21 protein-coding genes are annotated in these 24,064 nt (G+C 71.0%); 14 read left to right on the top strand and 7 right to left on the bottom strand.

Annotated features, from left to right (window positions below; all coding sequences use genetic code 11):
* Nucleotides 1–26: 26 nt before the first annotated feature.
* Together ACIA8K_RS26275 and ACIA8K_RS26270 are read left to right on the top strand one after the other, a co-directional pair.
* On the top strand, nt 27–935 hold the full coding sequence (locus tag ACIA8K_RS26275; RefSeq protein ID WP_396063706.1) for a diacylglycerol/lipid kinase family protein: 909 nt from the start codon (nt 27–29) through the stop codon (nt 933–935).
* Nucleotides 932–1,741 carry a metallophosphoesterase family protein gene (locus ACIA8K_RS26270; protein ID WP_396063704.1) on the top strand — a complete coding sequence of 270 codons (810 nt, stop codon included), beginning with the start codon at nt 932–934 and terminating at the stop codon, nt 1,739–1,741. The genes ACIA8K_RS26275 and ACIA8K_RS26270 overlap by 4 nt, the downstream gene beginning before the upstream one ends.
* On the opposite strand, the gene ACIA8K_RS26265 is transcribed toward ACIA8K_RS26270, so the two are convergent.
* Nucleotides 1,720–2,985, bottom strand: coding sequence for an MFS transporter (locus ACIA8K_RS26265; RefSeq protein ID WP_396063702.1), 1,266 nt, complete (start codon nt 2,983–2,985; stop codon nt 1,720–1,722). The genes ACIA8K_RS26270 and ACIA8K_RS26265 overlap by 22 nt on opposite strands.
* A 17-nt stretch (nt 2,986–3,002) precedes the next feature.
* Here ACIA8K_RS26265 and ACIA8K_RS26260 point away from each other — a divergent pair, with 17 nt between their 5' ends.
* A complete protein-coding gene (locus ACIA8K_RS26260) occupies nt 3,003–3,551 on the top strand; it encodes a CGNR zinc finger domain-containing protein (protein WP_396063700.1) in 549 nt (182 codons plus the stop codon).
* A 130-nt stretch (nt 3,552–3,681) separates the two neighbouring features.
* Here ACIA8K_RS26260 and ACIA8K_RS26255 read toward each other — a convergent pair whose 3' ends face one another.
* Nucleotides 3,682–6,255, bottom strand: coding sequence for an ATP-binding protein (locus ACIA8K_RS26255; protein ID WP_396063698.1), 2,574 nt, complete (start codon nt 6,253–6,255; stop codon nt 3,682–3,684).
* A 436-nt stretch (nt 6,256–6,691) separates the two neighbouring features.
* Between ACIA8K_RS26255 and ACIA8K_RS26250 the strand changes: the two genes are divergently transcribed.
* Entirely contained in the window at nt 6,692–8,692 is a 2,001-nt protein-coding gene (locus ACIA8K_RS26250; protein ID WP_396063696.1) for an ATP-binding protein, read from the top strand.
* A gap of 424 nt (nt 8,693–9,116) precedes the next feature.
* Here ACIA8K_RS26250 and ACIA8K_RS26245 read toward each other — a convergent pair whose 3' ends face one another.
* Nucleotides 9,117–10,319, bottom strand: a complete 1,203-nt coding sequence (locus ACIA8K_RS26245) for a hypothetical protein (protein WP_396063694.1) — start codon at nt 10,317–10,319, stop codon at nt 9,117–9,119.
* 151 nt (nt 10,320–10,470) lie between these two features.
* On the opposite strand from ACIA8K_RS26245, the gene ACIA8K_RS26240 reads away from it, so the two are divergent.
* The 3 genes from ACIA8K_RS26240 (at nt 10,471) to ACIA8K_RS26230 (ending at nt 13,332) form a co-directional block, all read left to right on the top strand.
* Nucleotides 10,471–11,343, top strand: coding sequence for a BTAD domain-containing putative transcriptional regulator (locus ACIA8K_RS26240; RefSeq protein ID WP_396063692.1), 873 nt, complete (start codon nt 10,471–10,473; stop codon nt 11,341–11,343).
* Between the two features lie 508 nt (nt 11,344–11,851).
* Nucleotides 11,852–12,409 carry a TetR/AcrR family transcriptional regulator gene (locus tag ACIA8K_RS26235; protein WP_396063690.1) on the top strand — a complete coding sequence of 186 codons (558 nt, stop codon included), beginning with the start codon at nt 11,852–11,854 and terminating at the stop codon, nt 12,407–12,409.
* 17 nt (nt 12,410–12,426) lie between these two features.
* Nucleotides 12,427–13,332: a pyridoxamine 5'-phosphate oxidase family protein gene (locus tag ACIA8K_RS26230; RefSeq protein ID WP_396063688.1), complete on the top strand. Its 906-nt coding sequence runs from the start codon at nt 12,427–12,429 to the stop codon at nt 13,330–13,332.
* A 42-nt stretch (nt 13,333–13,374) separates the two neighbouring features.
* Here the strand turns inward: ACIA8K_RS26230 and ACIA8K_RS26225 are convergent, their stop codons facing one another.
* From ACIA8K_RS26225 to ACIA8K_RS26215, 3 genes are read right to left on the bottom strand one after another with little or no spacing between them, the layout of a single operon-like run.
* Nucleotides 13,375–14,151 carry an amino acid ABC transporter ATP-binding protein gene (locus tag ACIA8K_RS26225; protein WP_396063686.1) on the bottom strand — a complete coding sequence of 259 codons (777 nt, stop codon included), beginning with the start codon at nt 14,149–14,151 and terminating at the stop codon, nt 13,375–13,377.
* Nucleotides 14,152–14,156: 5 nt separating this feature from the next.
* Nucleotides 14,157–14,951, bottom strand: a complete 795-nt coding sequence (locus ACIA8K_RS26220; protein WP_396063684.1) for an amino acid ABC transporter permease — start codon at nt 14,949–14,951, stop codon at nt 14,157–14,159.
* 11 nt (nt 14,952–14,962) lie between these two features.
* Nucleotides 14,963–15,790: a basic amino acid ABC transporter substrate-binding protein gene (locus tag ACIA8K_RS26215; RefSeq protein WP_396063682.1), complete on the bottom strand. Its 828-nt coding sequence runs from the start codon at nt 15,788–15,790 to the stop codon at nt 14,963–14,965.
* Nucleotides 15,791–15,994: 204 nt separating this feature from the next.
* Between ACIA8K_RS26215 and ACIA8K_RS26210 the strand changes: the two genes are divergently transcribed.
* The 6 genes from ACIA8K_RS26210 to ACIA8K_RS26185 all read left to right on the top strand — a co-directional run bounded on the left by ACIA8K_RS26210 (nt 15,995) and on the right by ACIA8K_RS26185 (nt 21,806).
* Nucleotides 15,995–16,921, top strand: coding sequence for an ABC transporter permease (locus tag ACIA8K_RS26210; RefSeq protein ID WP_396063680.1), 927 nt, complete (start codon nt 15,995–15,997; stop codon nt 16,919–16,921).
* On the top strand, nt 16,918–17,916 hold the full coding sequence (locus tag ACIA8K_RS26205; protein WP_396063678.1) for an ABC transporter permease: 999 nt from the start codon (nt 16,918–16,920) through the stop codon (nt 17,914–17,916). Before ACIA8K_RS26210 ends, ACIA8K_RS26205 begins: the two co-directional genes overlap by 4 nt.
* Nucleotides 17,913–19,568, top strand: coding sequence for an ABC transporter substrate-binding protein (locus ACIA8K_RS26200; protein ID WP_396063676.1), 1,656 nt, complete (start codon nt 17,913–17,915; stop codon nt 19,566–19,568). The genes ACIA8K_RS26205 and ACIA8K_RS26200 overlap by 4 nt, the downstream gene beginning before the upstream one ends.
* A 5-nt stretch (nt 19,569–19,573) precedes the next feature.
* The gene (locus tag ACIA8K_RS26195; protein ID WP_396063674.1) at nt 19,574–21,160 is read left to right on the top strand and encodes an ABC transporter ATP-binding protein; all 1,587 of its coding nucleotides are present in this window, start codon (nt 19,574–19,576) and stop codon (nt 21,158–21,160) included.
* 127 nt (nt 21,161–21,287) lie between these two features.
* Nucleotides 21,288–21,554, top strand: coding sequence for a hypothetical protein (locus tag ACIA8K_RS26190; protein WP_396063672.1), 267 nt, complete (start codon nt 21,288–21,290; stop codon nt 21,552–21,554).
* 90 nt (nt 21,555–21,644) lie between these two features.
* Nucleotides 21,645–21,806 carry a hypothetical protein gene (locus ACIA8K_RS26185; protein ID WP_396063670.1) on the top strand — a complete coding sequence of 54 codons (162 nt, stop codon included), beginning with the start codon at nt 21,645–21,647 and terminating at the stop codon, nt 21,804–21,806.
* A gap of 51 nt (nt 21,807–21,857) precedes the next feature.
* Here the strand turns inward: ACIA8K_RS26185 and ACIA8K_RS26180 are convergent, their stop codons facing one another.
* Entirely contained in the window at nt 21,858–23,354 is a 1,497-nt protein-coding gene (locus tag ACIA8K_RS26180) for a beta-L-arabinofuranosidase domain-containing protein (protein ID WP_396063953.1), read from the bottom strand.
* A gap of 88 nt (nt 23,355–23,442) precedes the next feature.
* Here ACIA8K_RS26180 and ACIA8K_RS26175 point away from each other — a divergent pair, with 88 nt between their 5' ends.
* Nucleotides 23,443–23,955, top strand: a complete 513-nt coding sequence (locus ACIA8K_RS26175) for a hypothetical protein (protein ID WP_396063668.1) — start codon at nt 23,443–23,445, stop codon at nt 23,953–23,955.
* The last annotated feature ends 109 nt before the right edge of the window (nt 23,956–24,064 follow it).

The raw sequence follows: 24,064 nt of genomic DNA, 5'->3' as shown, positions 1-24,064 counted from the left end.
TCGGCGCCGAGCCCTAGACTCCAGCCGTGAAACGCGTCGCGGTGGTGTACAACGCGCGCTCCGGCGCGCTCCTGGCCCGGGCCGACGCCTCGCCGGAGGATCAGCTGACCGAGCTGTTCCGCGCGCGTGGCGTCCAGGCCGACCTCAAGCCCTTTGACATGAGCACGCTTACCGCGGACGTGCGGGAGCTGCTGACGAACGAGCCGGACGCGCTTGTCGTCGCGGGCGGGGACGGCACCGTGCGGGCGGTCGCGGAGCGGGTGCTCGCCCACGAGGGCGTGCCGCTTGGCATCCTGCCGCTCGGCACGATGAACCTGCTGGCCCGTGACCTGGGCGTACCGGGCGATCTGGAGGGCGCGGCCGACGCGCTGCTTGACGCGCCGGTCGACCGGATCGACATCGCCACTGTCAACGGGGAGCCGTTCCTGCACAGCTCGATGCTGGCGATGCTGCCGCACCTGGGCCGGATCCGGGAGCGGTCGCGGGGCGGGAAGGTGTTCGGCAAGGTACGGCTTGTGGAGAAGGCGTTGCGGCTGGTCCGCCGCTATCCGCGCATGCCGCTCACCATCGTGGTGGACGGGCAGGAGCACACGATCCGTACCCGCGCGGTCGTGGTGGCCTGCAACCCGCTCGCGGCCGGACCGGCGCCGATTCCCGGGCGGGAACGGCTTGATGCCGGCCTGGTCGCGGTCTACGTGACGTTGGAGCGGACCAGCTGGGACCTGGTCGAGGTGGTCGCGAAGCTGTTCAACGGCGGCTGGCGGCAGGACGAGCGGATCCGCGCGTACGAGGGTAAGACTGTAGAAGTGAGATCATCCAAGCTGGCGCTGATGAGCGTGATGAGCGACGGCGAGATCGCGCAGCTGACCACGCCGCTGCGCTACGAGATCCGGCCGCGCGCGCTGGCCGTGCTGGCCCCGGGAGCCGCCGCGTGAAGCCGAGCAACGTGCGGATCGCGCAGATCGCCGACCTGCACTTCGGCCGGGACGTCCCCGCGGTCGCGGAGACGCTGCTGACCGAGCTGCGCGAGGTCGCCCCCACGATGATCGCGGTCTGCGGCGACCTGACCCAGACCGCGGCGAAGGCGGAGTTCGAGGCCGCCCGCGAGTTCCTCGACAAGCTCCCGGCGCCGGCGCTTGTCGTTCCCGGCAACCACGACCTGCCCGGCTGGCGGTTCTGGTCGCGGTTCGCCAGGCCGTGGCGGCGGTGGAGCACGCACATGACCTCTGACCCGCGCGGCGCGGTCGTCCACGCGGAGGACGGCCTGGTCGCGGTCGGTGTGAACTCGGCCCGCAGCTGGACCCTTCATCACGACTGGTCCCGCGGCCGGATCAACATGCGGCAGCTGACGGCGATCGGCGCGGCCTTCGACGGGACGCCGCGCGACGATCTGCGCGTGGTGATCGCGCACCACCCGTTCCTGCTGAACGAGGCCGGGCTGAGCCGCGGCCTGGTCGGCCGGTCCGGGCTGGCGCTGCGGCATCTGCGGCGCCGCGCCGACCTGCTGCTCGGCGGGCACCTGCACATGGCGTACAGCGGGATCGTGGACGGTTTGGTGGTGTCGCAGTGCGGGACCGCGCTGTCCGACAGGTTGAAGGGCGGCGAGCCGAACAGTTACAGCCTGATCGACGCGACCGGCGACCGGATGACTGTCGCGACCCGGCGGTGGGCCGACGACCGCTTCGAGACCCACGACAGCGTCGACTACGTCCGCACCGATCACGAGTGGCGGACGGCCTGAGCCTGCGCGTCCTCCGGGGTGCGCAGCCGGCGCATCCGGCGGGTGAGCATCGGCAGGATTGACAGCGCCATGCCCGCCGCACCGAGCGCGACCGCGACGCGGCTGCCGGCGGCCTCGCCCAGGACGCCGCCGGCCGCGCTGCCGATCGGGATCACGCCGTAGATGAGCAGGCGGTACCCGGCGCCGGTGCGGGCCAGCGTGCCGCGCGGCGCGACGGTCTGCCGGAGCGTCACGGAGAGCACATTCGCCACGCCGAGTCCGAAGCCGGCGGCGAGCTGGCAGACCGCCAGCCCGGCCGCGAGCGTGGCGCCCTCGCCGGGTAGCACCGCGATCAGCAGCGGCACGCCCGTCGAGAAGACAAGTCCGGCGGCGAATGCGCGGCCGTACCCCAGGACCGCCGCGGCCCGCAGCGCGCACATCGTCCCCACGAACGCGCCCACGCCGGACGCGCTGAGCGCCAGGCCGAACAGCCCCGGATCGACCCCGTGGTCCGAGACCACGTAGATCACCAGGTTGACGGTGAGGATCTGGAATCCGGCATTGTAGGCGGCCGCATGCACGGTAAGCGCACGCAGGAACGGATTGGTCACAATCGGGCGCAGACCGTCGAAGAACCCCGCGGCCTCGGTGGGCGTCTCCGGCGCGGGCTCCGGCCGCCGGGCCGCCGCCACGCCGAGCGCGCTGGCCAGGTAGCTGACCGCGTCCACCACGATCGCCCCGGCCGGCCCGGCCAGCTGCACCAGCCCGCCGGCCAGACCCGGGCCCGCCACCTGGGCCGCGGTGGCCGAGCCCTGCGCCGCCCGGTTCGCCGCGGGCAGGTCGTCGTCGTCCACGATGCTCGGCACGTAGGCGTAGCTGGCCGTGTCGAAGACGACGCTCGCCGCGCCGGTCGCCAGCGCCACCCCGATCAGCAGCTCCATCGACAGCAGGCCGCACGCCCACGCCACCGGCACCACCGCGAGCAGACCGGCCCTCAGAAGATCAACGGCGATCATCACGGTACGCCGCCGGCGTCGCTCCAGCCAATGCCCGGCGAAGAGCGGCAGCAGCAGGTTGGGCAGGAACGCGGCTGTCGAGATCGCCGCCACCGCGCCCGCGCCGCCACCCAGCGTCAACACCGCGACAAGCGGCAACGCGACCGCGGTCACCTGGGTGCCGAAGACCGACACCGTGTGCCCGGCCCAGAACCAGCGATAGTCACGATCCCGGCGCAGCAGACCTCTGTTACCAGTTACCCCCGTCATGGTGGTAACTTTTCCACATGCCGCAACCGGGTAAACGCGATCCCGCACCCGGACCGCTCGCGCTTGTGCAAGACCTGGCGAACACGCATGACATCGAGGGCGGCCACGACTCCCTGACGGACACGGCCGCGCTCGACGCGTTCTGCACGGCCCACGGCCTCACCGCTCCCCCGGCCCGCGACGCCGACCTGGCACTCTGCCGCGACCTCCGCGAGGCGGTCCGCGACGCATGCCTGGCCCACACCGGCACGGAGATGCCCCCGGCCCTGCTCCGCCGACTCCTGCGGCGCGGCCCACTGCTGCTCGACGTCGACGCCACCGGCGAGGCCCACCTGATCCCGGCCCCGGCCCGTGACGCGGCGGGCACGCTGATCGCCACAGTCGCCGCCGCGATCGCCACCGCCGCCGCGAACGGCACCTGGCCCCGGCTGAAGGCCTGCGCATCAGACATCTGCCGCTGGGTCTACTACGACCACAGCCCGGCGGGGCGCGGCCGCTGGTGCACGATGAGCATCTGCGGCAGCCGCGCCAAGATGCGCACGTACCGCACCCGCCCCGGTTCCTGACCCCTCAGGGCGACGGCGCGCCACGCATGGCTTTCTCCGAAGCGGCCGACTTCCCCGGTGACCGGTTCGTCCGGTCCGCCTCCTGAGCGGCGTTCTGGGGCGCATCACCGGATGCGCCCCAGAACGTGTGTCAGCCGGCCAGCCGCCGGACGCCCGCGCGCGGCTCGGGCTCGTCCGGCAGCAGGGCGGCGATCCGGCGGGCGCCGAGCCGTTCCAGGATGCCGCGTGCGGCGCGGTAGGACTCACGGCCGGTGTCTGCCTGGCCCAGCGTGGTCAGGCAGCGGCCGATGCCCTCGTACGCGCGCGCCTGCTCCGTGCCACTGCCGGCCCGGGCCGCCAGGTCGAGCGCACGACGATGCGACTGGAGGGCCGGCAGCGTGCGGCCCTGCTGGTGGTCCAGCTCGCCCTGCGAGTTCAGCACATCCGCCTGGCCCACCGGGTAGTCCAGCCGCACGAACATCTGCAGCGCCTCACGGTGCGCGGCCGCGGCGCGGGTGCGGTCGCCGTCGAGCCGGTGCAGGATGCCGATTTGGTTGAGGCTGTTCGCGCAGCCCAGCTGGTTGCCCAGCTCCCGGAAGATCGACAGCGCCGCCCGGGTGACGTCTTGGGCCTCCGCACGCCGGTCCAGGCCCCGGTACGCACGTCCGAGATACACCAGGCAGTTCGCCAGGCCCGATCGTGAGGCCATTCTCCGGTGCACCTCACGAGCCTCTTCCAGCGCCTCGGCGGCCCGGTCGTACTCCCCCAGCTGGCAGTACAGATGACCGACGTAGTTCAGGCCCACGCCGACGCCTCTCCGGTCGGCGAGCATGCGGCACAGGTCGAGCGCATGCTCGTGGACTGCGATCGCCTCCTGGTAGGCGCCTCGTTCCTGCAGGGCGGCGCCGAGCCTGTTCATCGTCTCGGCGCACGCACGGGCACTGCCGTGCTCCCGGTGGATCGCCAGTGCCTCGCGGAGCGCGCCGACCGCCGCGTCGTGCCTGCCGCACAGCAGATGCACCGTGCCGAGCTCGACAAGCGCCTCGGCCTCACCCACCCGTTCGCCCCCGGCGCGGCACAATTCCAGTGCCCGGTCCAGGTGGTCGTGCGCTCCTGCCAGGTCACCGTGCTGTCGCCGCGCCGCGACCAGCCGGGTGAGGGTGGCCGCCTCCTCCGCCGGTGCCGCACCGCCGGGGTCCGCGCGCAACGCCGTGAGCGCCCGATCGAGCTCCGCCATTGCGGCTTCGTACTCACTGCGCAGGTAGAGCACTCCGCCAAGCTCACGCAGCGCCGCGGCGTAGGAGGTCGGCGCGTCGGCACGGGAGGCGCACTCGGCGGCGACCCGGTAAAGCGTTATCGCCTGTTCCCACGGCCCGGCCTCGCGCAGAAACGGCGCCAGTCCGGCGGTGAGCCGCGCCATCGGCTCGTACCGGTCCGTGCGGGCCAGCTCCATCGCGCAGGCCAGCAGGTTGACGCGCTGCTGTTGCAGCCAGGCCAGCGCCTGGGCCCGCGCCGTCAGATGCTCCCGGTCCGGCGGGTACGGCACGACGAGCGCACGGTCCGCCGCCCGGATGCGGCGTTCGTAGTCGTCCGCCAGGCGGACCAGCGCCGCGATCCGCTCCGCCTCCGCGGTCGCCCGTCCCGCGTCTCGGGACTTGACGTAGTCCCCGATCAGATCGTGCAACTGGTACCGGCCGTGCTCGCCGGTGAGGACCAGGTGCTCCTGCACCAGCGCCTCCAGGTACGCCTCCGCCGTGTCCGGGTCGACGTCGGCGAGGGCGGCGGCCGCCGGTACGTCCACATCGGCGCCCGGATGCATGCCGAGTCGCCGCAGAAACCTGCGCTGTGGTTTGGGCAGCCGCCGGAAGGACAGGTCGAACGCAGGCCCGACCGCCAGGTCCTCCGCGCACATCCGGGACGTACGGTGGACCGCCCGCCGCAGCTCGCTCAGCAGGTCGGCCGCGCGCCGGTGCGGGCGGGCCCGCAGCTGACCCGCCATCAGGCAGATCGCGAGCGGCAGCGTCCCGCAGTCCCGGACGATCTCCGCGATCGCCGTGGACTCCGCGGCGTGCGGGTCGCGGCCCGAATGCCTGGCGAACAGGTCGGCCGCGGCGGACTCGGTGAGCGTCGCCAGCTCAAGCGGATCCGCGGCGTGCTGGGCGATCAGGCCGGTCAACCGCCGTCTGCTGGTCACCAGCACCACGCTGTCTCCTCCGGCCGGCAGCAGCGGCGCGACCTGACGGCGGTCCAGCGCGTTGTCGAGCACTATCACGCAGGGCCGCCCCGCCAGGCGACTGCGCCACTGGTCCGCGCGCGCCGCCGTACCGTGGGCGATCTGGCCCGGGGCCACACCATCCGCAGCCAGCAGCTGGTAGAGCGCGTCGTCCGGTGTGACCGCGCGCATGCCGGCGGTGTGCGCGTGCAGGTCGATGAAGAACGCCGCGTCCGGATACCGCTCCCGGAGCAGATGGGCCGTGTGCACGGCGAGCGCGGTCTTGCCGACCCCCGGCATGCCGTCGATCAGGTACAGCGCGTGGCCGGTCAGCAACGCCTGAGTCTCGGCGTCGCGCCCGATCAGCGGCGTCGAGGCCCGGGGTAGTGTCCGCGCCGGCCGTGGGCGCTCCCCCGGCATTCCGAGGATGTACTGGTCCCCGCCGGCCTGAAAGACCTCGTTGCCGCCGTCCGCGCGCAGCGACCGCCGCCCTTCCGCGTCATCGGTGTGCATGACAGCCGCCGGTGATGCCCGGCAGCCGGTCCCGGCCGCCGCGTCGAAATACCGTTCCCCCGATAGCGTGCACTCGCATGATCCCCCCTGGTAGAGCCGCGCTTGATGTGACTCACTTATCATCACCGGCCCCGCACAACCGGAATTCGTTGCACGGCAACGAAGTGGATCGCGGGCGTACGCCGCCCGCCGCAATTGCATCCGCATCTGCACGATCCATTGATGCCGATAACGCTCCAGCTGGACGAATTCAGTGGATCGTCCCGGCGGAGATCCAACGTGACTGGAACATTCATTCAGGTTCATTCATCGGAGCGCTGCACGATGTGCACATCCCCCCACCCAGCCCTGCCGTCAAGACGGATCAGTTCGGCATTTGTCGATACCTCATGCACTAGCCTCGCAGAGAAATGAGTAATCCAATCGGGGGGATCGGATGAGCTCACTTCATACCCGGCAGCCCGTCCTGCCCGTTCCGCGGCAGATCCCGGCCGGACCGGCCGGATTCGCCGGGCGTGCCGGAGAGCTGGATCGGCTCGACCTCCTCACCGCGCCCGGACCGGACGGCCCGCCCGTTATCGTGCTCACTGGCGTCGGTGGCGTCGGCAAGAGCGCGCTTGCCCGGCGCTGGGCGCACCGGGCCGCCGGCCGATACCCGGACGGGCAGCTGTACGCCCAGCTCGGCGCGTTCGATCCGACCGGCCCGGCCGACCCCGCCGACGTCCTGGCCGAAACGCTCCGCGCACTCGGCCTCGCGGACGCGCAGATCCCGGTCGCCGCCGCGGAACGTACCGCGCTGTTCCGCAGCGTCACCGCCCGGCTCAGCCTGCTCCTGATGCTTGACGATGCGGTCTCCGCCGCCCAGATCCGGCCGCTGCTACCGGCATCGGCGTCGTCCGCCGTGATCGTCACCGCTCGGTGGCGGCTCGGCGCGCTCGCGCTGGACGGCGCCCGGTTCCTGCCGGTCGACCCGCTGCCCGAGGATGCCGCCACCGACCTGCTCCGGCACCGGATCGGTGACGCGCGGCTCGGCGCCGACCGGGAGGCCACCGGCTCACTGCTGCGCTGGTGCGCCGGGCTGCCGGTCGCGCTCGCGGTGTCCGGCGCACGACTCGCCAGCCGGCCCCGCTGGCCCGTACGACGAATGGTGGACGAGTTGAATCGCGACAACGCCTCCCTGCCCCGTGACATATCGCTGACCACGGTCTTCGACCTCTCCTACCGCGACCTCAGCGAGCCGGTCGCCCGCTGCTACCGCGCGCTCGGCGTGCATCCGGGCGCGGAGAACGGCGTTCCTGTCGTCGCCGCGATGCTCGAGGTCACCGCGGACGAGGCCGCCGCACTGCTCGACCAACTCGTCGAGGCCAGCCTGGTCGACGAGACCGGCGCGGACGGTGACCGCCTCCGCCTGCACGACCTGGTCCGCCGCCACGCCCGCGGTTGCGCGGACGCGGACCCGGAGTCGCAGCGTCTGCTACGGCACGCCTGCGAGTGGTACCGCGACGGCGCCGCCACCGCCGGACGACTACTCACCGGCTACCGCAACCGGCCTGCGCCGATGTCCCGGCCCACGCTGCCCGATCTGCCGGACCGGGCCGCGGCGCTGTCCTGGTTCGACGCGGAGCGGCACAACCTGGTCGCGGCCGTGCTGGCCGCCGCGATGCCGTTCCCGCTGCTCGCCTGGCAGATCGCAGACGAGTGCTGGCCGATGTTCCACCTGCGCCGCCACCACGCCGACCGCACGATCGTCGATCGGATCGCGGCCGAGTGCGCACACCGGCTCGGCGACCCGGCCGGCGAGGCGGAGATGGTCAAGCGGCTCGCCTGGGCGCATTACGACATCGGGCAGTTCGAGGAGGCGGAGCCGCTCTTCGGGCGGGCGATGGAGCTGTCCACCGAGATCGGCGACCGGCCCGGCCTCGGCGGTGTGCACGCCGGACTCGGCGCCGTGGCCCTGGCCCGCGGCGAGTACGCGCGCGCACGGGAACACTCCGCCACCCAACACCGCATCTTCACCGAGCTGGGGGACGTGCGCTCGGCGACGCTCGGCCTGCTCCGCCTCGGCATGGTGGCGAACGAGTCGGGACAGCCGGCGGATGCGGTCACCTACCTGCGACAGACGATCACGCTGCTGTCCGGGCTGGGCGTGGATCCGTACAACGAGGCGGTCGCGCATGTCGAGCTGGCCCGCGCCGTGACAGTCCTGGGCGACCACGACGCGGCCCGGCGCGAGCTGGATCACGCACTGTCCGAGATGGACCGGCTCGGCTCCGCGCGCGGCCGGGCGCAGGCCCTGCACCGGCGGGGCGAACTGCACCTGGCCGCCGGGCGGGCGACGGAGGCGAGCCGGGATCTGACCGCGGCGGAGGAGATCTACACTCGGCTGGCAGACGTCGAGGCGGGCCAGGTGCGACGACTGCTCGACCGGCTTCCGTGACGAAGAACCACATGCAGAAGAGCCGCCGCGGGTACGGCGTGAGCGGCCAAACCGGCGGCAGGCGCGATCCCGGAAGCAGCATGGGTCATGCCAGAACGGGCGCTCGCGGCGATGCGCCCTTTCCTGTGCACAAGTGCGACGGTGCCACCGGAACCTACCCGCGCGATCGCGGACACGCCCGGGTAGCGCGCCAGCAATGCCTCCGGCGGCTCGCACGAGGCCTGTAGCAACACGTCCGCGACCGGCACCCAGCGCGGATCTCCGCCGGGCAACGCCACGACCAGGTAGGTCTCCCCTCCGACCGGCACCAGCCACGCCCCCGCCGACGGCGAGACCGCACCGGGCAGCAGCCGAGACCCGGCCGACTGCTGCCACGCCATCGGCCATGCGCCCATCGCCCCCGCCTGCGGCTGCCACCGCCCGGTCACAGCGCCACCGGCCGGCGGTACCGGGCGGGCACCGCCACCGGGAGCGCCGTCGCCCGCCCGTCCGGCTCCGGCAGCCGCAGCAGCCGGTACATCTCGGCGCGCAACCGCCACGCCGCCTCCCCACGTGCGGTGCTGACAAGCCCTGGCACCGCGGCAGCCACCGCCTCCCGCCGGCGCTCCGCCTCCCGCAGCTGCGCCGTCAGCGGCCGGTCCGCGTCGAGCAGCGTGGTCGTGCGGGCCAGCGCCGCCGCGGCCGAGCCGGGCGCCACCCAGCCCTCCGGCGCCGGCAGGTGCACCACCGGAACTCCGACCGCGGCGGCGTAGAGCGTCGGCGAGCCGTAGTCGCCGATCCACACGTCCGCGGCGGCGGCCAGCGCCCGCCAGTCCAGCGGCTCGACGAATCGCAGGCCCGGCACACGCCGGCTCCGCGCCCAGGCCCGCACCTGACGCGCGCCGTGTCCGTGCCAGATCGCCGGATGGCAGACCGCGCGGGCCGCGAACCGGTCGCGGGGCAGCTCGCGTACCGCGTCACAGAGCGACGGCCACGCCCGCCGGAACAGCGAGCCCTCACCCCACGTACTGCTGACCGCGACCAGCGTCTGGTCGGCGGAAACTCCGAGAGCGCGGCGGTACGCGGCCCGGCGCGGCAGGCTCGCGGTGAGCCGATCCAAGCACAGGTCACCGGTGAGCCGGGCGGCCGGGAGCGCCTGCGGGCACTGCCGGGCCAGCACGTCCAGCGCCGACTCGTGGGAGACCGTGACGACGGCCGGGATGAGCCGCCCGTACCAGGTGAGCCACGGCGCGGACAGCCCCGCCACAAGCACGTCGCCGGGTATGACCTTGTTGCTCACCACGCCGTGCGGCAGTTGCACGATCGGTGCCCGCAGCTCGTGCAGCCCGGCGCAGTCCGCGGCCACCGCCAGGTCGAACGTCGACCGGATCGCCTGCTCCCACGGGATCACCACCGCGCCGAGCGAGGCCAGCAGCGCATCCGTGCCGTTGCTGAGCACGTCCGGCGCGCGGGTGAACACGACCTGCACCCGTTCGTCCGCCTCGGCCAGCCCGACCGCGTCCAGCACGTGCTGGGTGCTGGCGACCGTGTGGCAGACCGCGAGCACCAGTCGCTGCACCGGTGCGGTGTGCCATCTCCCGGCGCCCGGCCCGGCCGGCATCTCCAGCCAGGTGTCCTTCTCCGACATGTCCCGTCCCCCTGCTCGATGTGGCATGACGGCAACAGCGTCGGCCGGGTGGGTGGACGGAAAGCCGGACGCGCAGCCGGACGGAAACCCGGACGGTGCAGGTCAGACGACCTCAAAAATATTCGTGACCGGCGATGCCACACTTCAGATCGTGGACATCAGACTGCTCGGGCCGGTGGAGATCCGGGACGGCTTGGACCGGCCGGTGCCGCTCGCGCGCGCCGGGCAGCGGTGCGTCCTCGCCGCGCTCGCGCTGCAACCCGGGCGACTGATCGGCACGGACGCGCTGATCAGGTACCTGTGGGGCGATAAGCCGCCGGCGAAGGCGGGCGACACACTCGCCAGTTACACGCGTGCCGTCCGCAACGCCCTGATCACCGCCGGCGCCGATACGGACGTACTGAACCGCAGACTCGGTGGGTACGAACTGCACGTGCCGCCGGAGCAGGTGGACTACCACCGCTTCGCCGCGCTGGTGCGAGACGCCGCCCGCGAGCCGTCCCCGGCCGTGTCAGTCGAGATCTACAAGACCGCAGCCTCGTTGTGGCGCGGCGACCCACTGGCCGGCCTGAGCACGGACTGGGCGGCAGACACCGCGCAGCGCCTGACGCGGGAGTACCTGCACGCTTCCTGCCTGCGTCTGCGCCGGCAGCTGGAGAGCGGAGCGCACGCCGAAGCGGCCGCCGGTGTCGCCGCGCTGCTCACCGAGACGGTGCCTACCGACGAAATCATCATGATCGGCATGGAGGCGCTGGCGCACGCCGGCCGTCATGCGGAGATCGACCGGTTCGTGGCGAACGCGACCTCCCGAATGTGGGACCTCGTGGAGGCCCGGCCGGGCGAGGCCGTGCGGGCGCGCGCCGCACAGCTGATAGCCGATCCGCCCGCCGCGCCCCGCCCGCCGCACGAATCATCGGATCCGAGGGAAGAACGCGGCGGACAGGCACAGCTGACGGCGATCAACTGTGGCACAGTCTTCATTGCGGGCGGCGACCAGATCATCTCCTTCTTGAGGCATCGCTGATTTCCGCGCATCGATCACCCGCTCGAGGACTTCCGTCCACATCGGAGCGATCTTAGACTGCGCTGCGGCGGACTCTCAGGCGATTGAGAGCCCGCGCCGGCGATGCCGGAATCTGTTCAGAAGTAAGGAGATTCTGTGCGCGAAAAGATCAAGAAGGTCATCATGGCGATCATGGTTGCGGCCATTCTCGTCAGCCCCGTCCTTCACATAGAAGACATCATCCTTTCCGCTTAATGAGTCACCGCTCAGGGTCGGTCCCACACAGACCGGCTCTGAGCATCACCACAGGCTCCGAGTACCACCAGCGGCCCTGGGCACCACCACAGGCCTGGGCACTACCAGCGACCTTGAGCACTATCAGCAGCTTTGAGTACCACCAGCGGCTTTGAGCAACCACCCCCTCCCGCTCTCATCAAGACACGGCACAGCCTAACGCACTTAGTCGACTATGTCGACGCAGCAGCGATAGCAGTTGGCGTTTTGCCGAACGTTCGGTAAAGTACCGTGCATGGGGCGAGCTGCGAGTGTCGAGGACGAGGTGATCTACGCGCGGCTGGCTGAGGTCTTCCGGGCCAACGGCTACGCCGGCGCGTCACTCTCCGCGCTTTCCGAGGCCGTCGGGCTGCAGCGCGCCAGCCTCTACCACCGCTTCCCGAGTGGGAAGCACGGCATGGCCGCGGCCGTGCTCACCAGCATGGAAGCCAATTTCGACACGATCCTGCGCCCGCTCGTCACCGCGCCGGACGTCGCGGACGGCGTTGCGGAGATGGCCCGGCGGCTCGCGCTCGGCTACCGGGACGGCCGGCTCGCCTGTGTGCTCGACACGATGACGCTTGCCGGCGCGCCGGACGACATCAAGGCCCAGGCGGGGCGGCTTGCGCGCACGTGGGTGCGGGCGATGGCCGACGCCGCGGTCCGGGCCGGCGTGGGCGAGGAGGACGCGCTCGGCCGGGCCCGGGCCGCGCTGGTACGGATCGAGGGCGCGCTTGTGGTGGCCCGGGTTCTCGACGACCGGTCCGTTTTCACGCAGGCGCTCGGCGAGTTGCCGGACCTGTTGACACGCTGACGAAGGAGCCGCATCACATGACGCTGTCTCTAGATCATCCAGGTGAGCAGGCGGTGCAGCGGAAGGCGCACGAGGGCGGTCCCGGCTGGGGGTCGCCGATGTTCGGGCCGGAGATCCCGCTCGGGTTCGTCCCGTTCCTGCGGGCGCAGCAGATGCTTGTCGTCGCGGGCGCGGACGACGCCGGCGCGGTCTGGTCGACTGTGGTGGCCGGGCGTCCCGGGTTCGTCCGGCCGCTTGACGACCGGACGATAGTCGTCGACGCGCTGCCCGCGCCCGGCGATCCGCTGCGCCACGCGTTCGAGGAGGAGCGGGACATCGGCGTGCTGGCCCTGCACCCGCAGACCCGCCGCCGGGTCCGGGTCAACGGCGTGGCACGGCGCGAGGGCGACGGCCTGGTGGTCCGCACCGAGCAGGTGCTCGGCAACTGCCCGAAGTATCTGCAGACCCGCACGGTCACCGGAACAGCGGGCGGGCCGGGCGGCGGCGATCCGCGCACTGGCGACGCGCTCTCCGACGATCAGCGGGGCTGGATCGAGGCGGCGGACACGTTCTTCATCGCCAGCCGCTCCGCCGGGCACGGCGCGGATTCGTCGCATCGCGGTGGCATGCCGGGTTTCGTCACCGTGACCGGGCCACGCACGCTGCGCTGGCCGGACTACACAGGCAACCAGTTCTACATGACGCTCGGCAACCTGGAGCTGGATCCGGCCGCCGGCCTGCTCTTCCTCGACTGGGAGAACGGCCACACCCTGCAGCTCACGGGTACGGCCCGGGTCGACTGGGATCCGGCGAGCGCCGCGGCGTACCCCGGTGCCCTCCGGGTGGTGGATTTCGAGATCGACCGCGTCGTGCGGATCGACGCGGCGAGTCCGCTGCGCTGGGAGTTCGTGGGCTATTCGCGGTCGAATCCGCCGGTGACCTAACCGGTGATGTGCCGGAGGCGCGGGCGCCTCCGGCACATCCGCTCACTCCGTCAGACGGGCGCCGATCTCGGTCTCGCTGACGCTTGTGGGCTCCAGGACCCGGTGGAGGAAGACGCGGGTGCGCTCCTCGCGGGGGTTTCCGAAGACCTCGGCGGGCGGGCCCTGCTCGACGACCACGCCGCCGTCCATGAAGACGACGCGGGACGCGACCTCGCGGGCGAACGCCATCTCGTGGGTGACCACGAGCATTGTCATGCCCTCGGCGGCGAGCCCGCGCATGACCGCGAGGACCTCGCCGACGAGCTCGGGGTCGAGCGCGCTTGTCGGCTCGTCGAAGAGCATCAGCTGCGGGTCCATGGCGAGCGCGCGGGCGATCGCCACGCGCTGCTGCTGGCCGCCGGAGAGCTGCGCCGGGTACGACGCCGCCTTGTCCGCCAGGCCCACCCGCGCCAGGTTCTCCAGTGCGATCTTGTCAGCGGCGGCGCGCGAGCGTTTGAGCACCCGCCGCTGCGCGATCGTCACGTTCTCCCGCACGGTCAGGTGGCCGAACAGGTTGAACTGCTGGAACACCATGCCGATCCGGCGGCGTACCCCGTCGATGTCGCAGTCGGGGTCGGTGACCTCGACGTCGCCGACCCGGATGGTGCCGGAGGTCGGCTGCTCAAGCAGGTTCACACAGCGCAGCAGCGTGGACTTGCCGGAGCCGGACGGGCCGATCACGCAGACGACCTCGCCGGTGGCGACGGTCAGGTCGATGCCGCGCAGCACCTCAAGCGGCCCGAAGGACTTGTGCAGGGCACTGATCTCGATTGTGGACACGTGCGTCACCTCTCCCTCGCGGCGCGGCGCTCCAGGTACCGGACCACCTGTCCCAGGGGCAGGGTGATCACGAGGTAGAGCAGACCGGCCACCACAAGCGGCGTCGGGTTGACGCGCGTGTTGAGCGAGTCGCCGGCGAACTTGGTCAGCTCGATCGTGGTCGAGGTCACGCCGAGCACGTACACCAGGGAGGTGTCCTTGGTCAGCAGGATGATCTCGTTGGTCAGCGGCGGGATCACGATCCGGAACGCCTGCGGCAGGATGATCGAGATCATCGCGCGCGTGTGTGACATGCCGAGCGTGCGGGCCGCCTCGAGCTGGCCCTTGGGGACGGCCTGGATGCCGGCCCGGATGGTCTCCGCCATGTACGCGGCCGCGGTGATCCCGAGGCCGAGCGTGACGGAGCCGTAGACGCCGCCGGGGATCTCCCGGTCGGGGAAGGCAAGCGGTACGCCGTAGCCGACCATGAACAGCACCAGCAGGGCGGGCAGCCCGCGGAACAGCTCGATGTAGGCGGTGGCGAACCAGCGGTAGGGCAGGATCGACGACAGCCGCATCAGCGCGAGCGCGAGCCCGAGCGCGAGGCCGAAGGCGAATGCCATCAGCGTGTAGAGGATTGTGTTACGCAGCGCGACGGTGATCGCCTCGGGGAACATGCTCCGGGCGACGTCGAGCCGGAAGAACGCCTCGGACAGGGTGCCCCAGTCCGCGGCGGCCACCACGGCCAGGATGGCCAGCGCGAATACCACGTAGCCGGCGGAGCGGACCAGCCGCTGCCGCCGGCGTCGAGTCAGTGTCATCTGAGTGTGGTCTAGCTGGCCGGCTTGGCGCCGATCCAATTCGCGTAGATCGAGTCGTAGGTGCCGTCCGCGCGGGCCGCCGTGAGCGAGTCGTTGACGGCCTTGAGCAGCTCGGCGTTGCCCTTCTTCACCGCGAAGCCGTACTGCTCACCGGTGTCGAAGCCGGCCGCGACGACGACCTTGCCGGGGTTGGTCTTGATGTACTCGTTCCAGACCGGGAGGTCGTTGACCGCCGCCTCGATCTGGTTGGTGGCGAGCGCCTGCTGCTGCGCCGCGAGGTCCTTGTACGAGACGACCTCGATCTTGAGGCCCTTCTCCGCGACCTGCGCCTTGATGTAGTCCTCGCCGGTGGTGGAGCCCTGGACGCCGACGCGCTTGCCGACCAGCTCGTCGAGGGTCTTGACCGAGCTGCCGGTGAGGACCGCGAGCGCCTGGGTGGCGTCGAAGTACGGGTCGGAGAAGTCGAGCACCTTCTTGCGCTCGTCGGTGATGGTCATGCCCGCGGCCGCGATGTCGCACTTGCCGGCGTTGAGGTCGGCGCCGGACTTGATGCCCTCGAACGGCGTGTCGATGATCTCCTGGGTCACGCCGAGCTTCTTGGCGACCAGGTCGACGACCTCGACGTCGAAGCCGACGACCTTGCCGGTGTCGTCCTTCGCCTGGAACGGCGCGTACGGCAGGTGGGTGCAGGTGGTAAGCGTGCCCGCCTTGATCAGCGCCACACCGCTGTCGGTGGTGCCACCGGTGTCCTTCTTCGCACAGCCGGCCACGCCGCCGACCGCAAGGACCACTGCGGCGGCCAGGGTGGCCGCCTTCCGGGAATTCCCCAGCGTTGTCATGTCTCTCCCCAGATACCTGTCCGCTTGCCCGCGCCCGCGGAGCCGCCACAGGTTAATCCACCGTATTCCGCCCGGCAACACAGAAGATCAACATTCCGTCACGACAGCGCAACAACGAACGTGACTACGGGCACACTCCCGGGTCTGGACATCTCCCCCTAGACACATAGGATTACCCGGCAATTGGAGTGACGGAGGGGAATCTTGACGGAGATCGCGTTCTCCGACCCGCCCGCCGTGGCACGGGCGCAGGTCTGGCGACGGCTGCGACGGGACCGGTGGGCGGTCGGCGGTGGCCTCACCGCGGCGCTGCTGATCACGGCCGCGGTCGCCGCACCGCTGCTCACCGGCCTGGCCGGCACCGACCCGTACACCTACGACCTGGACGCGGTCTCCGGCGGCGGCGTGCCGCTCGGCACCGGCGGCGGGATGGGCGGGGACCACTGGTTCGGCGTCGAGCCGATGACCGGGCGCGACCTGTTCGCGATCGTGGTCCACGGCGCGCGCGTCTCACTTCTCGTCGGCGTGGGCGCCACGCTTGTCGCGGTGCTGCTCGGCGTCGCGATCGGCGCCACCGCGGGGTTCGCGGGCGGCCTGTGGGACGCGCTCGCCTCCCGTACCACGGATGTGGTCTTCGGGTTTCCGTCGTTGATCTTCATGATCGCGCTCAGCGCGGTGGCGCCGCCGGAGCTCCCCCGGTTACTGATCGTGGTGCTCGTGGTCGGCTTCTTCGGGTGGCCGCCGATCGCGCGGGTGGTGCGCGCGCAGACGATCGCGCTGCGGCACCGCACCTTCGTGGTCGCGGCCGTGGCGCTCGGCGCGAAGCCGCATCAGGTGCTGTGGCGGCACATCCTGCCGAACCTGCTTCCCACAGTGCTGGTCTTCGGCACGATGCTGATCCCGTCGATGATCGGCATGGAGGCGGCGCTGTCGTTCCTGGGCGTGGGTGTGCCGCCGCCGACGCCGTCCTGGGGGCGCACGATCGGCGACGCGATCTCCTGGGTGCAGCTCGACCCGATGTACCTGCTCTTCCCCGGTACGGCGCTGTTCGCGGCCACGCTCTCGTTCAACCTGCTCGGCGACGGCCTCCGGGACGCGCTCGACCCGAAGCTGCGGGAGCTGCACCGATGAGCTGGGCCCTGAAGCGGCTCGGCGGCATGGTCCTGGTGCTGCTTGTCGTCAGCTTCCTCACCTACGCGCTGCTGATCCTCGCGCCGGCCGACCCCGCGCTGATGTCCTGCGGCCGGCCCTGCACCCCCGACCGCCTCGCGGACGCACAGGCCTTCATGGGGTACGACGAGCCGCTGCCGATCCAGTACCTGCAGTTCCTCGGCGGGATCTTCACGGGCCGCACGTTCGGCAGTACGGCCGCGGCGATCGAGTGCGCCGCGCCGTGCATCGGCTACTCGTTCCGGCTGAGCGCGCCGGTCACCGAACTCATCATGGACCGGGCGCCCGTCACGTTCTCGCTCGCCATCGGCGCCGCCATCCTGTGGCTGGTGCTCGGCGTGGCCGCGGGCACGGTCTCGGCCGTCAAGCGCGGCTCACTGCTGGACCGGGCCGCGATGACGCTCTCCGTGGCAGCGGTCTCCGCGCCCGCCTACCTGGTCGGGCTGCTCGGGCTGCTGATCTTCGGGTTCACGCTCAACATGGTGCCGGTCTCCGGGTACGTGCCGCTCACCGAATCACCGCTGGACTGGGCCTGGCACCTGATCCTGCCGTGGCTTGTGCTCGCGCTGATCTCCGCCGCGGTCTACGCCCGGCTCACCCGTACCCAGCTGCTCGACGTGCTCGGCGAGGACTTCGTGCGCACCGCGCGCGCCAAGGGACTGCGCGAGGGCGCGGTGCTGCGGCGGCACGGGTTGCGCAACACGCTCGTACCCATCGTCACGTATTTCGGTCTCGATCTCGGCAGCCTGCTCGGCGGCGCGGTCCTGACCGAGCGCGTCTTCAGCATGCCCGGCCTCGGCTCGCTGCTGCTGGAGGCGGTCGGCAACGCCGATCTGCCGGTGATCATCGGCGTCACGCTCTTCGCGACCGCCGCGATCGTGGCCGCGAACGCCGCCGTGGACCTGCTTCACGGCGTGCTCGATCCACGTGTAGGAAACAGAAGGGGATGTCAATGAAAGCCCGCCATGCCGTTGCCGCGGCCGCCACAGTGATCCTGGGGTTGACCGGCTGCAACGCCAATCCGACATCGTCGCCGTCCGAGTCCTCCGGCTTCACGAAGGGCGGCACGCTGCGGATCCTCAGCTCGTCGAGCGAGTTCAACCTCGACCCGGCGAAGAGCCAGTCGCTCGCGATCACCTCAAGCGGCCTGGTGCTGAGACGGCTCACCACCTGGGACATCTCGCCGGGCAAGCCGCCGGCGGTCGTGCCGGACCTGGCCACCGACACCGGTAAGACCACCGACGGCGGCAAGACCTGGACGTTCACGCTTAAGGACGGGCTGACGTTCCCGGACGGGTCGGCGATCACCACCAAGGACATCAAGTACGGGGTGGAGCGCTCGTTCGCGCCGGAGCTGGGCGGCGGGCTGGGCTACCACAAGTCGCTGCTGGCGGGTGGCGAGGCGTACAAGGGGCCGTACTCGGGCGCCGAGCTGGCCTCGATCGTGACGCCGGACGACAAGACGATCACGTTCACGCTGAACACTGCCTACGGTGACTGGCCGTGGATCGTGTCGATGCCCGCGTTCGCGCCGGTGCCGAAGGCGAAGGACGACCCGGCCACCTACGGGCAGCATCCGGTCGCGTCCGGGCCGTACCAGATCGCGTCCTACACCGCGGGCTCGGAGGCGGTGCTCGAGCGCAACCCGGCGTGGAAGCAGGAGACCGACTCGGTCCGTACGGCCGGCCCGGACAAGATCATCTTCCAGCTCGGCCAGGACACCACGGTCTCGGCGCAGCGGCTGGTCGCCGACTCCGGCGACGACAAGGCCGCGTTCGGCGCGAACTTCGTGCCGCCGGCCCAGCTCGCCCAGGCCCAGGCGAACCCGTCCGTCAAGGACCGGATCGTCACCTCGTCGCCGGGCGCGCTCGCCTACCTCGTGATCAACACCAAGCGCGTCACCGACGTGCGGGTACGGCAGGCACTGGCCTATGCGTCGGACAAGCGCGCCTACCAGGTCGCCTCCGGCGGTGAACTCGGCGGCAGCCCGGCCACCACGCTGATCACGCCCGGCATCCCCGGCCGCGTCGAGTACGACCTCTACCCCGCGGACCCGGCCGGCGACGTGGCCAAGGCCAAGTCGCTGCTCGCCGAGGCCGGCCAGACCGCGCCGAAGCTGACCCTGCTCACCCGCAGCGACGGGCAGTGGAGCAGCCAGGCGCAGGCGCTGCAGCAGGGCTTCGCGCTGGCCGGCATCCAGGTGGAGATCCGCACCGAGGAGTACGAGTCCTGGTTCGAGCACGTGACAAGCGGCGAGCGGGACGACTACGACCTGACGCTCACCTCGTGGCAGCCGGACTTCCCGTCCGCGAACGGCAACATCAAGCCGCTCTTCGCGTCGAGCGAGATCGGCGGCGGCGGGTTCAACCTGTCCCGCTACTCGGTGCCGGAGGTCGACCAGCTGATCGCGCAGGCCACCGCCGCGGTCGACCCGGCCGCGTCGCAGGCGCTGTGGGCGCAGGCAGACAAGCGCATCCTGCAGGACGTACCTGTGGTGCCGCTGCTCTACACGCGCAACTCGTTCCTGCGCGGATCGTCAGTGGAGAACTTCTACATCGGCACGTTCCCGTCCTACCCCAACTATCTGAAGGCATCGCTGAAGCAGTGAGCGACATGCTGGAGTTCGACGGGGTCTCCGTCGCCTTCGGCGCCGTGCAGGCCGCCCGCGGTGTGACGTTCTCGTTGCGCCGCGGGCGGGTGCTCGCGCTTGTCGGCGAGTCGGGGTCGGGCAAGTCGGTGACCGCCATGGCCGCGCTAGGCCTGCTGCCCCCGTCCGCGACAGTCGCCGGAAGCATCAGACTCTCCGGTGACGAGCTGGTGGGGTCGGCGTCGCTGCGCACGGTCCGCGGCGCGCGGATCGGGACGATTTTCCAGGAGCCGATGAGCGCCTGGAACCCGGTGCACACCATCGGCACACAGATCGCGGAGGCCGTCACCGCCCACCGGCGGCCCGGCCGTGCCGCGCTGCGAGACCGCGTCCTCTCCCTGCTGGCCGAGGTCGGCCTCGACGATCCGGCGCGCATCGCCGCGTCGTACCCCCACCAGCTCTCCGGCGGCCAACTCCAGCGCGCGATGATCGCGATGGCGATCAGCTGCGACCCCGAGGTGCTGATCGCGGACGAGCCGACGACCGCGCTCGACGTGACAGTGCAGGCCGGCATTCTCGCGCTGCTGCGCCGCCTCCGCGACACCCACGACACCGCCGTCCTGCTCATCACGCACGACATGGGCGTGGTCGCGGACCTGGCCGACGACGTCGTCGTGATGCGCTCCGGCGAGGTCGTCGAATCCTCGCCTGTCACACCGCTGTTCGCGGCGCCGGCGCACGCCTACACGAGGGCGCTGCTCGCGGCCGTACCCTCGCTGACCGGCCCTGTTCTTGATCCTCCACCCGCGGAGAAGATCGTGGCGTCGGTGCGCGACCTGTCCGTCCACTACCGGGGTGGCGTGCGCGCGGTCGACGGCGTCTCACTCGACATCCCCGCCGGAACCGTCGTCGGCCTGGTCGGCGAGTCCGGCTCCGGCAAGTCCACGATCGGCCGCGCGCTTGTCGGCCTCAGCCCGATCACCGCCGGCACCGCCACCGTCGACGGCACCGACCTGAGCCGCGCCTCAGCCCGCGCGCTGCGCGCCGTCCGCAGCCGCATCGGCGTCGTCTTCCAGGACCCGGCCGCCGCGCTCGACCCGCGCCGCACCATCGGCGACAGCATCGCCGAGCCGCTGCTCCTGCACTCCCCCACGACCGACGCCCCCGCCCGCGTCGCGTCCCTTCTGGACTCCGTGAAGCTCGGCGCCTCGTCGGCCGGCCGCTACCCCCACGAACTCTCCGGCGGTCAGCGGCAGCGGGTGGTCATCGCGCGGGCGCTCGCCCTACGCCCGGCGCTGCTCATCGCGGACGAGCCGACAAGCGCACTTGACGTGTCGATCCAGGCGGAGGTGCTGGCACTGCTTGCCGAACTGCAGCGCACGCACGGCTTCGCGTGCCTGTTCATCAGCCATGACCTGGCGGTGGTGCGGGCGGTCGCGCATCGGGTGGCGGTGCTGCACCGCGGGCGCGTGGTCGAGGAGGGCGCCACCGGGGAGGTACTGTCGTCGCCGTCCGACCCCTACACGCGGCGGCTGCTTGCGGCAGCGCCTGTTCCCGACCCGGCGGCACAGCGGATCAGGCGGGAAAACGCCCTCTTCGAGGCCGAACCCTAAATCCTTCTTCCCACTCTGCGGGTGGTGCTGCCCGCACGCTCCCGCGGGCACCGGTCGTCGCCAAGGCTCCTCCCTGCGCGATCCGCGGGTGATCAGCCCACAACCTGCGGGATTACCATCGGTCCCCATGATCGTGTGGATCAACGGCACCCACGGAGCGGGCAAGACGACGACAGGTGCGCTCGTGCAGCCGCTGATCCCGGACTCACGCGTGTTCGACGCGGAGAAGGTCGGCGAGACGCTTATGGACATTACGCCCGGCCTGCCGGAGACGGACAACTTTCAGCACTTGCCGCCGTGGCGGCCGCTCGTCGTGGAGACCGCCCGCCGCGTCCTCGACTACACCGGCGGCACGCTGATCATGCCGATGACCGTGCTGGTCGAGGCGTACTAGCGTGAGATCAGCACCGGCCTCGCGCAGCACGGCGTTCCGATCAGACACTTCGTCCTCCACGCCGACCAGGACACGCTCCGCCGGCGGATCGTGGGCGATCACCCTGTCCCCTCGCCGTTCCGGCTCAGGTATCTGGAGCCGTACGCCGAGGCCGCCCGCACCTGGCTGCACCGCGAGGCCGAGGTCATCGACACCACACACCTGACTCCGGTCCAGGCCGCCCACCGGATCGCCGGGTCGGTCCGGCGCTGAGGCGTGTGCCGTGCGAGGCCGTCTATGACTCGCGGATCGCCTCGCAAAGGGCTACACCCGCCGGAAGTACGCGTGGTACGGGTTGGTGTCGGCCAGGTGGAAGGGCTCGAAGAGGGTGCCGTTGACCGTGAAGGTCAGCGGGCGGGGACCTGGTGTCGCTCCCGCCACCGGGTCGCCGGGGATGGGCAGGGTGTCGGTCCGCGACGATTTGCCGATCAGCGCGAGCGGGCCGTACGAGAGCGACTGCAGCGACTGATCGTCCACTGTAGGCGTGGTGCGCAGGCGGTACGGGAAGCGGAGTTCCACGCGGTCGCCCGTCCGCCAGGTGCGCAGGATGCTGGCGTACCCGTCGGCGCCGGGGGTTGTGGTGCATGGGCTGCCGTTGAGCGTAACAGTCAGCGCGGCCCAGGACGGGACCCGCAGCCGGAGGTCGAAGCGGCCGCTGCCGGTGACGGTCAGGGTCGAGGTGTCGGTGCGGGGGAAGTCGCCGGTCTGCGTGACGGTCACACCCCGGGAATCCCAGCGGAGTGTGGACGCGATGAAGAGGTTGACGTAGAGCGTGTCGTCGGCCGGCGAACGGAAGTAGATCGTGTCCTGGAACTTCGTGTGGTTCTCCAGGCCAGTGCCGCCGCAGCAGGTGCCGATGTTGCCGTAGCCGCGCCGCACGCCCGGCCCGACCGGGACCATGTAGGTTACCAGCGGGTCTTCAGTGCTGTTCGCATCGCGGCGGGAGCCGAGGATCTGGTTGACAAGCGTCTTCTCGTGATGGTCGAGGTAGCGCGCGTGCGGAGTGTGAAAGAAAAGACCACGAGCCAACTTCATCATGTTGTACGCCGCGCAGGTCTCCGCATTTGTCGTGTTCACGATGCTGCCCGCGATCACGTCGCGCTTCCGGAAGATCTCGCCCTGGCCCGTGCCGCCGTGCGCGTAGGTCCGGTGCGGCACGACCATGTCGAAGAAGTTCGCCGCGGCCGTGCGGTAGCGGGTCTCGCCTGATTCCTCGAACAGCCGCAGGTAGCCGAGGAACTGCGGGATGTGCTGGTTGGCGTGCCGGCCGTCGAGCGAGTCCAGGCCGGCGACGCAGTCGGCGAGCAGCGCGGTGTTGTCGAAGCACCGGGCCGTTTCCAAGAACGTGGGATTGCCGGTGAGCGCATGCAGGTCGGCCATGATCTCGTTCATGCCGCCGTACTCGCCCGCGATGTAGAGCGACCACATCCGGTCCAGTTGGGCCCGCGGGAGGTGGCCGAGCCGGCTGTGCACCCACTCACCCATGCCGCGCGCGACGGCAAGCGCGGTGGCGTTGCCGGCAAGCGTGTGCGCGTCAAGCAGCCCGCGCATGATCTTGTGGCAGGTGTAGTAGGGCGCGGACGCGCCACCCTGCCCGACGCGCGCGGCCCAGGCGTCCTGGCACTCCTTGAGGCCGGCCACGATGTAGTCGAGCTTGTCCTTGAACACCTGCTCGCCGTTGCCGGCCCAGGCCCGATGTCCCGCACGATCGCGGCGCGACCATACCCGCCCCGGTCCTACCCCACCGGCAAACGCCCAGATTGTCGCAGTTCCGACAAGTAGCGCAAAAGGTACTTAGCTGGTTATTTCACTCATAGGCTGGTCTGCGACCACGAGAAAAGGAGCCACTGTGAACACGAAACGCCTGGTCCGCGCGCTCGTCGGCACCGCCATAGCCGTCTCCGTGGCCGCACTCCCGGCCACCCCGGCGCTCGCGGTGTCGAAGGCCCCGGTCGCCGAGGCCGCAACCCGGACCGCCGCGAAAGCACCGGCCCAGAAGCCGCACCCCGAGTTCGCCGGGCGGCAGTTCAAGTCCTCGGACAACCCGGCCGTCTACGTGATCGACCCGGCCGGCTACCGGCGGCACATCCCGGACCCGCAGACCTGGCGGCAGCTCTTCCGGGTCCAGCAGGCCGAGGTGAACGACCTGATCAAGCTGATCCCGACCGGAAAGCCGCTGGAGAGCGGTTCCTTCCTCGGCAAGGCGAGCGGCCAGGACGCGATCTATCTGATCGGCAACGGCCGGAAGCGCTGGATCACCTCGCCGGCCGTGATGGACAAGTACAGGTTCGACTGGAACAAGGTCGTCACGATCTCCAAGGCCGCGCTGAACGCGATTCCCACCGGCGCCAACTGGAGTTGATCGGCCCGTGCGGATGCCCCGACTTCCCTTCGGGGCATCCGCAGCAGTCGCGCGGCTGCATACCCGCACGTCAGGCCGAGCCGAACGCACTCCCCACACACGTGTGTCC

The organism is Catenuloplanes sp. NPDC051500 (assembly GCF_044454585.1).
GTDB lineage: Bacteria > Actinomycetota > Actinomycetes > Mycobacteriales > Micromonosporaceae > Catenuloplanes.
The sequence above is the reverse complement of the archived record's forward strand: the minus strand, read 5'-3'. Positions and strand labels throughout refer to the sequence as shown.

Bases quoted from the DNA above. Each gene is read 5' to 3' on its own strand.
- ACIA8K_RS26265 (WP_396063702.1), bottom strand. From the start codon at position 2,985: ATGACGGGGGTAACTGGTAACAGAGGTCTGCTGCGCCGGGATCGTGAC.
- ACIA8K_RS26260 (WP_396063700.1), top strand. From the start codon at position 3,003: ATGCCGCAACCGGGTAAACGCGATCCCGCACCCGGACCGCTCGCGCTT.
- ACIA8K_RS26255 (WP_396063698.1), bottom strand. From the start codon at position 6,255: ATGCACACCGATGACGCGGAAGGGCGGCGGTCGCTGCGCGCGGACGGC.
- ACIA8K_RS26250 (WP_396063696.1), top strand. From the start codon at position 6,692: ATGAGCTCACTTCATACCCGGCAGCCCGTCCTGCCCGTTCCGCGGCAG.
- ACIA8K_RS26245 (WP_396063694.1), bottom strand. From the start codon at position 10,319: ATGTCGGAGAAGGACACCTGGCTGGAGATGCCGGCCGGGCCGGGCGCC.
- ACIA8K_RS26235 (WP_396063690.1), top strand. From the start codon at position 11,852: ATGGGGCGAGCTGCGAGTGTCGAGGACGAGGTGATCTACGCGCGGCTG.
- ACIA8K_RS26230 (WP_396063688.1), top strand. From the start codon at position 12,427: ATGACGCTGTCTCTAGATCATCCAGGTGAGCAGGCGGTGCAGCGGAAG.
- ACIA8K_RS26220 (WP_396063684.1), bottom strand. From the start codon at position 14,951: ATGACACTGACTCGACGCCGGCGGCAGCGGCTGGTCCGCTCCGCCGGC.
- ACIA8K_RS26215 (WP_396063682.1), bottom strand. From the start codon at position 15,790: ATGACAACGCTGGGGAATTCCCGGAAGGCGGCCACCCTGGCCGCCGCA.
- ACIA8K_RS26205 (WP_396063678.1), top strand. From the start codon at position 16,918: ATGAGCTGGGCCCTGAAGCGGCTCGGCGGCATGGTCCTGGTGCTGCTT.
- ACIA8K_RS26200 (WP_396063676.1), top strand. From the start codon at position 17,913: ATGAAAGCCCGCCATGCCGTTGCCGCGGCCGCCACAGTGATCCTGGGG.
- ACIA8K_RS26195 (WP_396063674.1), top strand. From the start codon at position 19,574: ATGCTGGAGTTCGACGGGGTCTCCGTCGCCTTCGGCGCCGTGCAGGCC.
- ACIA8K_RS26190 (WP_396063672.1), top strand. From the start codon at position 21,288: ATGATCGTGTGGATCAACGGCACCCACGGAGCGGGCAAGACGACGACA.